11 protein-coding genes are annotated in these 12,769 nt (G+C 61.5%); 7 read left to right on the top strand and 4 right to left on the bottom strand.

Annotation, left to right across the window (positions count from 1 at the left end):
- Positions 1–46: 46 nt before the first annotated feature.
- Positions 47–943: a LysR family transcriptional regulator gene (locus TK42_RS13525; protein ID WP_005788099.1), complete on the top strand. Its 897-nt coding sequence runs from the start codon at positions 47–49 to the stop codon at positions 941–943.
- A 49-nt stretch (positions 944–992) separates the two neighbouring features.
- On the opposite strand, the gene TK42_RS13520 is transcribed toward TK42_RS13525, so the two are convergent.
- Positions 993–1,451, bottom strand: a complete 459-nt coding sequence (locus tag TK42_RS13520) for an Hsp20 family protein (RefSeq protein ID WP_103734430.1) — start codon at positions 1,449–1,451, stop codon at positions 993–995.
- Positions 1,452–1,679: 228 nt separating this feature from the next.
- Here TK42_RS13520 and TK42_RS13515 point away from each other — a divergent pair, with 228 nt between their 5' ends.
- The gene (locus TK42_RS13515) at positions 1,680–2,108 is read left to right on the top strand and encodes a glycine zipper domain-containing protein (protein WP_043047676.1); all 429 of its coding nucleotides are present in this window, start codon (positions 1,680–1,682) and stop codon (positions 2,106–2,108) included.
- Between the two features lie 65 nt (positions 2,109–2,173).
- Here the strand turns inward: TK42_RS13515 and treS are convergent, their stop codons facing one another.
- Together treS and TK42_RS13505 are read right to left on the bottom strand one after the other, a co-directional pair.
- Positions 2,174–4,237, bottom strand: a complete 2,064-nt coding sequence (treS, locus tag TK42_RS13510; protein ID WP_032875589.1) for a maltose alpha-D-glucosyltransferase — start codon at positions 4,235–4,237, stop codon at positions 2,174–2,176.
- 149 nt (positions 4,238–4,386) lie between these two features.
- A complete protein-coding gene (locus TK42_RS13505) occupies positions 4,387–5,211 on the bottom strand; it encodes an AraC family transcriptional regulator (RefSeq protein ID WP_103734600.1) in 825 nt (274 codons plus the stop codon).
- 186 nt (positions 5,212–5,397) lie between these two features.
- Between TK42_RS13505 and TK42_RS13500 the strand changes: the two genes are divergently transcribed.
- Genes TK42_RS13500 through TK42_RS13480 form a run of 5 tightly spaced genes read left to right on the top strand, consistent with a single transcriptional unit; the run spans position 5,398 to position 11,826 of the window.
- Positions 5,398–7,023: an APC family permease gene (locus TK42_RS13500; RefSeq protein WP_103734429.1), complete on the top strand. Its 1,626-nt coding sequence runs from the start codon at positions 5,398–5,400 to the stop codon at positions 7,021–7,023.
- 11 nt (positions 7,024–7,034) lie between these two features.
- Positions 7,035–7,961: a 4-hydroxyproline epimerase gene (locus TK42_RS13495; RefSeq protein ID WP_103734428.1), complete on the top strand. Its 927-nt coding sequence runs from the start codon at positions 7,035–7,037 to the stop codon at positions 7,959–7,961.
- A gap of 35 nt (positions 7,962–7,996) precedes the next feature.
- Positions 7,997–8,944 (top strand): dihydrodipicolinate synthase family protein, encoded by a 948-nt coding sequence (locus TK42_RS13490; RefSeq protein ID WP_057012563.1) that lies wholly within the window; start codon positions 7,997–7,999, stop codon positions 8,942–8,944.
- 60 nt (positions 8,945–9,004) lie between these two features.
- The gene (locus tag TK42_RS13485; RefSeq protein WP_103734427.1) at positions 9,005–10,576 is read left to right on the top strand and encodes an aldehyde dehydrogenase (NADP(+)); all 1,572 of its coding nucleotides are present in this window, start codon (positions 9,005–9,007) and stop codon (positions 10,574–10,576) included.
- A gap of 2 nt (positions 10,577–10,578) precedes the next feature.
- On the top strand, positions 10,579–11,826 hold the full coding sequence (locus TK42_RS13480; protein WP_103734426.1) for an FAD-binding oxidoreductase: 1,248 nt from the start codon (positions 10,579–10,581) through the stop codon (positions 11,824–11,826).
- On the opposite strand, the gene TK42_RS13475 is transcribed toward TK42_RS13480, so the two are convergent.
- Positions 11,797–12,744: an ADP-ribosylglycohydrolase family protein gene (locus tag TK42_RS13475; protein ID WP_103734425.1), complete on the bottom strand. Its 948-nt coding sequence runs from the start codon at positions 12,742–12,744 to the stop codon at positions 11,797–11,799. The genes TK42_RS13480 and TK42_RS13475 overlap by 30 nt on opposite strands.
- Between the last annotated feature and the right edge of the window lie 25 nt (positions 12,745–12,769).

The following is a 12,769-nucleotide window of genomic DNA, read 5'->3' as shown; positions in this document are numbered from 1 at the left end:
CTTGCGCCATGAACGGCTTTTCACTTATTCCCAGGCAGGTGCATTAATGGACATAAAGCAACTCAAATTCCTGATCGCGCTGGAGCAGACCCGGCACTTCGGCCAGGCTGCTGCACGCTGCCATATCACCCAGCCGACCCTGTCGATGCGCCTGCGCAACCTGGAAGATGAGCTTGGCCTGGAGCTGGTCACCCGCGGCCAGCGCTTCGAAGGTTTCACCGAGGCCGGCGAGCGTGTGCTGGCCTGGGCGAGGACGCTGCTCGCCGCCCATGACGGCCTGTTTGCCGAAGCCGCCGCATGCCGTGGTCAACTGGTCGGTAACCTGCGCCTGGGCCTGGTGCCCCTGAGCGGTTTCAACCCGATCCGTTTCATTCAGGACTTGTCCCACACCTTCCCGGAACTGAAGTTCAGCCTCACATCCATGAGTTCGGACAGGATCATCGAAGCGCTGGGCACCAACCAGCTGGACCTGGGTGTGTGCTACCTGGACCACGTCAATCCCAACTATCTGGATTTTTTCGAAATGGGCGAGACCCGTGTCGGGCTGCTCTACGACACCCGCCACTTCCACTTCGAAGGCACCCAAATGAGCTGGGAAGACGCCGCCGAACTGCCATTGGGGATGATCAGCAACGGCATGCACTACCGCAAATCCATCGACCTGAGTTTCCGCAGCCGTGGCCTGGATCCGCAGCCCATCCTCGAAAGCGATTCCACCTATCAACTGTTCCAGGCGATCCACGAAGGCTTCTGCTGCGCGATCATGCCGTTGGACAGCGGCCTGGAAAGCCCGATCGAGAACCTGGCGTTCATCAACCTGCCGGACGCCAGCGTCCTCGCGCCCTTGGGCATGGTGATGCGCAAGACCGAACCACGCTCGGCCATTGCCGAGAAGTGTTTTGCCGAAGCCAGGAAGTTGTTTGCGATCAAGGGCGAGGGTTAACGCGCACAAAAAAGGCGCTCCGTAGAGCGCCTTTTTACCGCCGTTTGCGTTACTGCACACTTACCTGACGCAGTTCAGGCTTGGTTTCGCCACCAATCGTGATGCGTTTGGGCTTGGCCTCTTCAGGCACCTCGCGCTGCAGGTCGATGCTCAGCAACCCGTTGGTCAGGGCTGCACCGCGCACTTCGATGTGGTCCGCCAGGCGGAACGACAACCGGAAGGCACGTTGAGCAATGCCTTGGTGCAGGTAAGCGACCTTATCGTCGGTTTCGCGTTTACCGCCGGAAACCGTCAAGACGCCCCTTTCGACCTGGATATCCAGATCCTCCTCGGTCAGGCCGGCAACCGCGATGACAATCCGATAGGCGTCATCACCGTGCTTTTCCACGTTGTGAGGTGGATAGGAATTCGGAGCCTCGCTACGCAGCGCCGACTCGAACAGGTCATTGAAGCGGTCAAAGCCCACCGATTGACGGAACAGTGGGGCCAACGAAAGGGTAGTAGCCATTTTAAAATCTCCTGAGTTTCTCCAAGTGATTTAGTACGCGACCCGCATTCGGCATCGCGTGATCAAAAATTTATGGACGAGGAAACGGAATTCAAGAGGGCTGCAAGAAATTTTTTCTTGCGCCAATGACTATCGCAAAAACCGCAGTGATACCGCATGTGCTCTAATCTGAATGCCAGGCGTGCTTTAACCCGTGAGCGCCTGAGACAGCCCTTGAGGTACAAAAAAATGAAAATGACATTCCCTGCCCTGGCATTGGGCATCTTGATTTCCCAAGGGGCCCTGGCCGCCGGAGATGGCACTGCCGCACTGGGCGGCGGTGTCGGCGGCGCGTTGGGCAATGTGGTAGGCCAACAGCTCGGCGGTTCGACCGGCGCGGCTATCGGTGCAGGCGTGGGCGGCGCCGCCGGTGGCGCAGTTGGCGCGCAAAAGGGCAATAAAACCGAAGCGGCGATTGGCGGCGGTTTGGGTTCGGCCGGCGGGTCGGTGATTGGCAATCGCCTGGGCGGCACCACCGGTTCGACCATCGGCGCAGGCGTCGGTGGTGCAGCCGGAGGCGCGCTGGGCAATAACCTGGCCGACGACGAAAGCAATCATCGCTCAGGCGGCGCCAAGCACAAAGGCAACAAGCATAAGCACAAGAATAAGCATCATTGATCGGCTTGCCATAATGCCAGGTGTAGGAGCGAGCAAGCTCGCTCCTACGTCGGGCCAATATCCATTTACATCGGTGTGCTGCTCACTACCCGCAACGCCAGCCCTTCATAGGCATCCAGCGTAATCGTGAACGTGCCCTCCTCTGTCAGGTCCCCTTCTACACGCTCATTGATGATATCCACCACCGGCCCCGGTGCGATGTTGGGCAGGTGCAGGGATTCGGTGATCGGCGTGGCACCAAAGTTCAGCGCAGTGATCTGCGTCCCCTTGCCCGCAGGCAGTTCGTGAACCATGACCAGCAACCCCGGATGCTCGACATCCGGTATCAGGATCTGACGGCTCGCGGCGATGTCGTAGGCGCGGCGTACGCTGAGGATTTTCTGCAATTGCGAAGCGAATGAGTCCGGGTCCTGCAACTGGTGGTTCAGGCTGCCGTACAGGCTTTTGGAACGCGGCATCTGCCCGGCCGACAGCTCGGCCTCGGGGTTCAGGTCGACCAGATCGTAAGCGCCGCGATGTATCCAGCGGGTATCACCATCGGCCATCAGGTGCGCCACGTCTTCGGCCGCCAACGGCAGCGCGCCCGCCAGGTCCCAGCCGGATAACGCGAACACCCCAGGCTGCATGGCGTTGTACATCACCAGCAGCAAATGGATCTGGCGAATCTGCTGGATATCCGCAGCGGTAATCGCCTCAAGGTCACGAATGCCCAGGGCAGCAGTGATGATGCTGACCGTGGTGCAGGACACGCCATTGGTGACGAACTTGAGGTTGTACGGCGCATGTTCACCGGTCAGTCGTTCGTACATCTGCTCGCGGATATGCTCGCGCAGGATGTTGCCGGGAAAGGTCTGGCCCTGGAACAGGAAGGTGTCATGGGCGTGCAGCGTCCAGAAGTGCACCAACTCCAGAGTCAGTTCGTCGTGGTTCTGCAGCGCGTGGATCAACGAACCCGGGTCGATGCCCAACGTGTGCATCTGGCGCAGCATCAGGCGCAGGAATTCAGTGTCGCCCATCAGCAACGCGTGCTGGTAGGCTGGCCGGGTGATGAAGTCGTATGACAGGTCGGCGCCGCCGTGGGACATGGAGGCAATGTCATCCACAGTCAGGTTGAGTTCCTGGAAGCTGAAACCACCGGCCTTGCGAATTGCGCCGCCGAGCAACTGGTTGCCGGTGATCGACAGCGGATGGCTTTCCGACCAGGCGGTACCGTCCAGCTTGCGCTCCACGCCGAGAAAACCGTTGGCGTCCAGGCGCAGGATCTTCGCGCCCATCACATCAATGGCGTGCAACGCATCACCGATGATCATCTGCTGCGCGGCGAACGAGGGGTCCAGCCAATTGAGCGACGGCTGGCCTTCCTTGAAGTAATGCAGGTACACCCATCGCCGTGGTTTGCCATCCACGCCGACCACCTCTGGCGTGGCGCTCCAGTCGGTTTCCTTTACCCCGGGTTCGAAGAAGATCACCCGCTGCAACTGGCCAACGATGTAGTGCTTGTCGCGCAGTGCGTCCACCTGCACCGGGCTGAGGTTCTGTGCATCACGGCCCTCGACCACGTCCGGCAGCAACGGCCAATCTTCCTCACGGATTTCCACCATGTGGTACAGCCCGGGGTAGTCCTCGTAGGCCATCTCCGCCAAGCGAAAATCCGCGCCCTTGCCGGTGTGGGATGGGATTACATCGTCGATGATCACCGCATTGTGCGCGGCGGCCATGCGCGTCAACGCCTGTAACTGCGCCTCGGTGCCCAGTTGCGGGTCGATGTCGAAGCTGATGCGGTCGAAATTGCCGTCGATGGTCGGGGTGTGTTCGGTGCCAGCCAAGCCACCGGACTTTTTCAATGGGCCGTTGTGAATGCCTTGAATGCCGATTTTCGACAAGGCATGCCAGAGGGTTTCATCCCCCAGCGCTTCGAGCACCGTGCCGCCTTCGCGGGTGACAATCGACGCCGGGTAGGCGGTGAACCACACTGACGACAAGGCTGACGCATCACGCGGCCGGGTATGCGCGTAGGGCTGCTGCCACAAGCGCCCTTGCCCGGAGTAGAGCTTGGCCCGCTGCCGCGCCGCGTGCAGCATCGATTGTTGCACCAGCCAGTTCACATGATCGTTGTTCGCCGCGGTCATAAGCTCGGTACCTGTGGTCATTAAAGGTTACTCGTAAGCATATGAGGGGCGTGCGCGCCATTCGTTGCATTGAAATAGAGCCAGGGCCGGCAGCAATCTAAAATGTGGATAGCGGTGTGTCAGTCAGCATATGTTTATCTGACCCACAGCTATCGGGAGCAAGTCGAATCGTCGCACCGCCCCTCCCACACTGGATTTTCGTCTGTCTTGTCTCTTGGCGTTGTCTGCCGATACTGCCTGGGGGTGAACCCGGTCGATGCCTTGAACTGGCGGGTAAACGCGCTGTGGTCGGTATACCCGCATTGCAGCGCCACCTCGGTAATCGGCAGCTCGGTATGCAACAACCGCCGGGCATGTTCCAGGCGTACCTTCTGGATCATTTGCCGCGGCGTGAGGTGGAAGACGCGCTTGCAGTAGCGCTCCAGTTGCGCCACGGATATCCCGGCAATACGGGTCAGTTCACCGAGGGTCACGCGACGGTTGAAATGGGCGCGGATGTGTTCATCCACCGCCGCCAGGCGTTGATAAGCCGGATGGGTTTCGCTGGCCGATTGCAGGTCTACCGAAATCCCGGCCAAGCCAATGATTGCACCGAGCCGGTTGTACAGCGGCCATTTGTGCGTGAGGCACCAGCCGGGTTCGCGGGTGCCGTAGAGGTGTAATTCAAGCTGGTCTTCCAACACCTGCCCCCGTTCGAGCACACGCCGATCCTGCTCGGTATAGCCCGGCCCCAGTTGCGCAGGGAACACCTCGGCGCTGGTCTTGCCCAGCAGCGGTTGCAACTGCCTCAGGCCGCAGCGCTGCACCAGGGTGCGGTTGGCGAGCACGTAGCGGGCGTCGATGTCCTTGATAAAAATCGCGGCGTTGGGCAGCACGTCGAACATCGGTAATAACTGCTCTACCCCGTTCAATAGCTGCTCGATGCTGTCGGGGCGGCTGCCGTGGAGAAGGCTCGCAAACGCGCTGTGCAACATGACTTTCACCGCCCTTTTATTGATCGACGGCCAGCAGATTGCGCCATGTGCCGGGCGCTGTCGAGTGCGGGAAATTGTGCTGAATTCGTCATTCATCCCCACGTAAAACATCAATCGCCGCCGGGCTGGCGAGTTCACGATAGCGCCACTGCATGCCTATCCAATAACTCACAAGAAGGCGCCGCTATGTCAGGCCAAGGCAAGTTCAAGAAACAGTTGTCACTGATGGACCTCACCTTTATCGGGCTGGGAGCCATCTTCGGTTCGGGTTGGTTATTCGCCGCCAGTCATGTGTCGGCCATCGCCGGCCCGGCAGGGATTTTTTCCTGGTTGCTGGGTGGGTTCGCCGTGCTGTTGCTGGGCATTGTCTATTGCGAACTCGGCGCCGCCCTGCCCCGCGCCGGTGGCGTGGTGCGTTACCCGGTGTACTCCCATGGCCCGTTGCTGGGCTACCTGATGGGCTTTATCACGCTGATCGCGTTTTCCAGCCTGGTGGCGATTGAAGTGGTTGCCTCGCGCCAATACGCCGCAGCGTGGTTTCCGGAGTTGACCAAGGCTGGTTCCAGCGACCCGACCCCCCTGGGCTGGCTGGTGCAGTTCGCGCTGCTATGCCTGTTCTTTATCCTCAACTACCGCAGCGTCAAGACGTTCGCCATCGCCAATAACCTGGTGAGCGTGTTCAAGTTCATCGTGCCGTTGCTGGTGATCGGCGTGCTGTTCACCTTCTTCAAACCGGCGAACTTCCAGATGCATGGTTTTGCACCGTTCGGCCTCTCGGGCATTGAGATGGCGGTGTCGGCTGGCGGCGTGATCTTCGCCTACCTGGGGCTGACGCCGATCATTTCGGTGGCCAGCGAAGTGAAGAACCCGCAGCGCACCATTCCCATCGCGCTGATTCTCTCCGTACTGTTGTCGACTGCCATTTATGTGCTGCTGCAAACCGCGTTCCTCGGCGGTGTGCCCACCGAAATGCTCGCCAATGGCTGGGCCGGCATCAGCAAGGAGCTGGCCCTGCCGTATCGCGATATCGCTCTGGCGCTGGGTGTAGGTTGGCTGGCTTATCTGGTGGTGGCCGATGCGGTGATCTCCCCCAGCGGATGCGGGAATATCTACATGAATGCCACCCCGCGCGTGGTGTATGGCTGGGCGCAGACCGGCACCTTTTTCAAGATCTTCACGCGCATCGATGAAAAGTCCGGCATCCCGCGTCCGGCGCTGTGGCTGACCTTTGGCCTGTCGGTGTTCTGGACCCTGCCGTTCCCGTCGTGGGAAGCGCTGATCAACGTGGTGTCCGCCGCGTTGATCCTGAGCTACGCCGTGGCCCCGGTGACCGTCGCCGCTCTGCGCCGCAATGCACCGGACATGGCGCGGCCGTTCCGGGTCAAGGGCATGGCGGTATTGGGCCCGCTGTCATTCATCATCGCCGCGCTGATCGTGTACTGGTCAGGCTGGAACACGGTGTCATGGCTGTTGGGCCTGCAAATCCTGATGTTTGTGGTGTACCTGCTGTGTGCACGCTGGGTACCGACCGCGCACCTCAATCTCAAGCAGCAAGTACGCTCCTCGGCCTGGTTGATCGGCTTCTACGCCGTGACTATTTTGCTCTCCAAGCTCGGCAGCTTTGGCGGTATCGGCGTGATCAGCCACCCGTTTGACACACTGGTCGTGGCGGCCTGTGCCCTGGGCATCTACTACTGGGGCGCCGCCACCGGTGTGCCGGCCCACCTGGTGCGCCTGGAGACCGAAGACGATGAAAGCGAAGCGGTCCCTGACAGCCACTACGACACTCCCCTCTCGGCGGCCACTCACTGATGGAAACTTCCATGAAGCGACTGCATGTAATCGATTCCCACACCGGTGGCGAACCCACGCGCCTGATCATGAACGGCTTCCCGGCCTTGGCAGGCACAACCGTCGCCGAGCAGCTTGAAGATCTGCGCACTCATCACGATCAATGGCGTCGCGCCTGCCTGCTGGAGCCCCGGGGCAACGATGTACTGGTCGGTGCACTGTACTGCGCGCCGGTCACGCCGGGCGCCACCTGTGGAGTGATTTTCTTCAACAATGCCGGCTACCTCGGCATGTGCGGCCACGGCACTATCGGCCTGGTGGCTTCGCTGAATTACCTCGGCCTTATCGCGCCAGGTGTCCACACCATCGACACCCCGGTAGGCGCGGTGGCGGCCACGCTGCACGAGGATGGCGCGGTGACCCTGCGCAACGTGCCCGCCTACCGCTACCGCCAGCAGGTACCGGTGCAGGTGCCTGGGTATGGCGTGGTGCTGGGCGACATTGCCTGGGGCGGCAATTGGTTTTTTCTGGTGTCGGACCACGGCCAGGCCCTGCAGATGAGCAACGTTGACGTCTTGACCGACTACACCTGGGCGATGCTCAAGGCCCTTGAGGCCCAAGGTATTCACGGCGCAGACGGCGCGTTGATCGACCATGTCGAACTGTTCGCCGACGACGCCCACGCCGACAGCCGCAACTTCGTGATGTGCCCCGGCAAAGCCTATGACCGCTCCCCCTGCGGCACCGGCACCAGCGCCAAGCTCGCGTGCCTGGCCGCCGATGGAAAACTCGCTGCGGGGCAGACCTGGGTACAAGCCAGCATCACCGGCAGCCAGTTCCAGGGCCGCTATGAATGGGACGGCGAACGCGTGCGTCCCTTCATCACCGGCCGCGCCTTCATGACCGCCGACAGCACCTTGCTGATCGACGAGCAGGACCCGTTTGCCTGGGGCATCTGAGCCTTTTATTTATTAACCTGAATGGAGTTAGCACCATGAGCGACAACATCTTCACCGGCTGCATGCCCGCCCTGATGACCCCCTGCACCGCCGAGCGCCAACCGGACTTTGACGCACTGGTCGCCAAAGGCCGCGAGCTGATTGATATCGGCATGAGTGCGGTGGTGTATTGCGGATCCATGGGCGATTGGCCGCTGCTCACCGAGGCTCAGCGTCAGGAAGGCGTGGCGCGTCTGGTCGCGGCCGGCGTGCCGACCATCGTCGGCACCGGCGCGGTGAACAGCCGTGAGGCGGTGGCCCACGCGGCCCATGCCGCCAAGGTCGGCGCCCATGGCTTGATGGTGATTCCCCGCGTGCTGTCCCGTGGGGCTTCGGTCACCGCGCAAAAGGCCCACTTCGCGGCGATCCTCAACGCTGCGCCCAACCTGCCGGCGGTGATCTACAACAGTCCCTACTACGGCTTCGCCACCCGCGCCGATCTGTTCTTCGAACTGCGCCGCGAGCACCCGAACCTGATCGGCTTCAAGGAGTTCGGCGGCGCCGCCGACCTGCGCTACGCCGCAGAAAACATCACCTCCCAGGACGATGACGTAACGCTGATGGTTGGCGTCGATACGCAAGTGGTGCACGGCTTCGTCAATTGCAACGCCACCGGCGCCATCACCGGCATCGGCAACGCCTTGCCTCGGGAAGTGCTGCAACTGGTGGCCCTGAGCAAAAAGGCCGCCAAGGGTGATGCCAAGGCGCGGCGCCAGGCCCGCGAACTGGAAGCTGCGCTGGCCGTGCTGTCGTCGTTCGATGAGGGCTGTGACCTAGTGCTGTATTACAAGCATTTGATGGTGCTCAACGGCGATCAGGGCTACGCCCTGCACTTCAACGAAACCGATGTGCTTAGCGCTGCCCAGCGCCGCTATGCCGAGCAGCAGTACGCGCTGTTCCGCCAGTGGTATGCCAACTGGTCGGCGGAACAGAACGTCGCTTGATTTTCTGTAGGAGTGAGCTTGCTCGCTCCTACAACACCCCTCTGTTTTTCAGGATGCCCCATGACTCTGACAGGCAAGATGCTGATTGGTCAGCAATCCCTTTGCGGCCATCGCGATGCGATCCGCGCTATCAACCCCGCCACCGACACGCCACTGGAACCCGCCTATGCCGGCGGCGATGGCGAGCAGGTCGAGCAGGCCTGCGCACTGGCATGGGCCGCGTTCGATACTTACCGCGAAACCACCTTGGCAGACCGCGCCGGGTTTCTTGAAACCATTGCCGATAACATCGAAGCCCTGGGCGATGAATTGATCGAACGCGCCAGCGCCGAAACCGGCCTGCCCCGCGCACGCATTCAAGGTGAACGCGGTCGTACCTGCGGGCAACTGCGCGCCTTTGCCCGCACTGTACGCCTGGGTGAATGGCTCGACGTACGAGTCGATACCGCGCAACCCCAGCGCCAACCGCTGCCCCGCGCCGACCTGCGCCAGCGACATATCGCCTTGGGCCCGGTCGCAGTGTTTGGGGCAAGCAACTTTCCCCTGGCCTTCTCCGTGGCGGGCGGCGATACCGCGTCGGCACTGGCAGCCGGTTGCCCGGTGGTGGTCAAGGCCCACAGCGCCCACCCCGGCACCAGCGAACTGGTGGGCCGCGCCGTTGCCCAGGCGGTCAAACAGTGTGGTTCGCCCGAAGGGGTATTTTCACTGCTCTATGGCGCGGGTAACGAGGTGGGTATCGCACTGGTGACCGACCCGCGCATCAAGGCCGTGGGTTTTACCGGGTCACGCGGTGGCGGTATCGCCCTATGCCAGGCCGCGCAGGCACGCCCTGAGCCGATCCCAGTGTATGCGGAAATGAGTTCGATCAACCCTGTGTACCTGTTTCCTGCCGCGCTTGAAGCACGGGCCGAGGCATTGGCCGAAGGTTTCGTCGCGTCACTGACCCAAGGTGCCGGCCAGTTCTGCACCAACCCTGGCTTGGTAATCGCCGTGAAAGGCAGCGCCCTGGACCGATTTATCAAGGTCGCCAGTGATCTGCTTGCACGTTGCCCGGCGCAGACCATGCTCACACCGGGCATTTTCAGCGCCTACGAAACCGGCGTGAGTGCATTGGCCCGGCACGCCCAAGTCGCCGCCAAGGGCCTGGCGGGAGCTGGGCCGAACCAAGGCCAGGCCCATCTGTTCGTAACTCAGGCCCGGGCATTCCTGAACAACGAACATCTGCAAGCCGAGGTCTTTGGCGCCGCCTCGCTGGTGGTGGAATGCCGCGATGTCGAGCAAGTGCGCCAGGTATCCGAACACCTGGAAGGTCAACTCACCGCGACCTTGCACTTGGATGAGCCGGATTTGCCCCAGGCCCGCGCACTGCTGCCGGTACTGGAACGCAAGGCCGGGCGCCTGTTGGTCAACGGCTGGCCGACCGGCGTGGAAGTCTGCGATGCGATGGTGCATGGCGGGCCGTTCCCGGCGACCTCGGATGCGCGCAGCACCTCGGTGGGCACGGCGGCGATCCAAAGGTTCCTGCGGCCGGTGTGCTATCAGGATTTCCCGGATGCGCTGCTGCCCGCTGCGCTCGGGCACGACAACCCGCTAGGGCTGCGGCGCCTGCTTGACGGCCAGAGAGAGGCGTAGCCATGGCCCAGCCCGATCAAGCAGACATTGTGGTGGTGGGCGCCGGCATCATCGGCGTCGCCTGTGCCTTGCAGCTGGCGCGCCAGGGCCGCCAAGTGCTGGTGGTCGACGCGCAGGCGCCGGGCATGGGCGCCTCCTACGGCAATGCCGGTCACCTGGCGACAGAGCAGGTATTTCCCATTGCTGACCTGTCGATCCTCAAGCGCTTGCCGGCCATGCTGCTGGACCCCATGGGCCCACTGCGCCTGGACTGGACCTACCTGCCCCGCGCCCTGCCCTGGTTTATTCGCCTATTGTTGAATCTGCGACCGGCAAGCTACCAGCGCACCGTGGCCGGCCTGCGTGCATTGAACGAAGGCAGCCTGGGCGCGTGGCAGCGCTTGCTGCACTCCATTGGGCAAGCGCATTTGTTGCGTGAAGACGGTTCACTGCTGGTGTTTGAGCGCGCCGAATCCCGCGCTGCCATCGATGTGTTGCAGCAGCGCATGACTCAGCAAGGCGTAGCGGTGAACTTCTGGAGCGGCGATGCGGTGCGCAAGGCCGTGCCACAACTGAGCGACGCGATACAAGGCGGATTGTTCTTCCCCACTACCGGGCACTTTCTCGACCCGTACACCGTGGTGGGCGAACTGGTGAACGCGGCCAAGGCCGAGGGTGTGCAATTTCTGAAGCAGCGCGTGTTGGATGGACGCCTGGAGGGCAACGGCGTTTCATTGATGACCGACCAAGGTGTACTGACAGCGCGCCAAGTACTCATCGCCTGCGGTGCGCACTCGGCCAAACTCACCACCGCACTGACCGGCAAACAGGTGCCGCTGGACACCGAGCGCGGTTATCACCTGATGCTGCCCCACGAGCATCAGCGCCTGCCCTTTGCCGTCACCTCGCTGGAGCGCAAGTTCATCATGACCCCCCTGTCCGGCGGTTTGCGCCTGGCCGGCACAGTCGAATTCGCCGGCCTCGACCGCCCGGCCAATATGCAACGGGCCTGGCAACTGCATCGCTTGAGCAAAGGACTGTTTCGTCACGACCTCAGCGACCGTGGCGCCACGCCGTGGATGGGGTTTCGGCCGTCCCTGCCCGACTCGCTGCCGATCATCGACCGGGTGTGCGACGGCAAAGTACTGCTTGCGTTCGGGCACCAGCATTTGGGGCTGACACAGGCGGCGGTGACCGCCGAAAGGGTTGGGCAACTCGCGACGGGAGAGCGGGTGGCTGAGTTACGGCCCTATCGATTGGAGCGGTTCTAAGCCTTGTCGCTGCATGAGCGAGGCACTGTATAAGGCATCAGCGGTGTCTTGGATTTCATCGTGCATCCATAGCTTGTCCAGCCAACCGATAGGGATAGCGTGCACACCATAATATGCACCTGCCAATTGACCTAAGATTGCGGCGGTGGTGTCAGCGTCATCCCCCAGATTTGCGGCAGCAAGCACAGCCTCAGCGAAACTGGCAGTGTGATCGAAGCACCAGAATGCGGCCTCCAGGGAAGCCACCGCGTAACCTGAGCCGACGATTTCGGTGTGCGTTTTATCGCGGTATTCGCCGCGTGCGATAGCCGTGACCTTTGGAGCTGACAAAGAGGTGTTTGAGAAGCTCAGCACTTCACCTTTCGAAACACCGCTCAGTGCGTTACCGATGGCTTCTGCCAGCAGTTGGCAACACTCGATGGCTTCCTGGGCAGCATGGGTTGTGCGTGAGCTTTGCGCAGTGAAACGGCGGATGTTCTCCAAGTCTGGGAAATAGAACAACACCACAGGCGCAAGGCGCATCATTGATCCATTACCGGCGGAATAGGGATTCGTTGAGCCCGAAAAACCGTCGCCAGTTTGCTGAAACATCGCCAACGCATCGCGAATCGTCATCCCGATATCGAAACACTCACCGGTAGAGCTCAGATACCCGCACTTCCACCAATTCAGATAACGTCCCATCTGGTCGTTCGCATCGAAGCCGCCCTTGTGCAACAAGCTTTCGGCCAGACACAGCGCCATGGACGTGTCGTCCGTCCATTGGCCAGGCTTGAGATTGAACGGCCCGCCTCCAAGCATATCTGTGACGGGAGAAAAGCTGCCGCGGGGCATGAATTCAACCGTGGTTCCTACTGCGTCGCCGCACGCCAGCCCAAGCAAGCTGCCGCGATAACGATCCATAAGCGTTATGACCATTTACATTCCTTCAGAAGGCGCTTCA

Source organism: Pseudomonas sp. GZJR-8, assembly GCF_002916705.1.
Classification (GTDB): domain Bacteria; phylum Pseudomonadota; class Gammaproteobacteria; order Pseudomonadales; family Pseudomonadaceae; genus Aquipseudomonas; species Aquipseudomonas synxantha_A.
The sequence above is the reverse complement of the archived record's forward strand: the minus strand, read 5'-3'. Positions and strand labels throughout refer to the sequence as shown.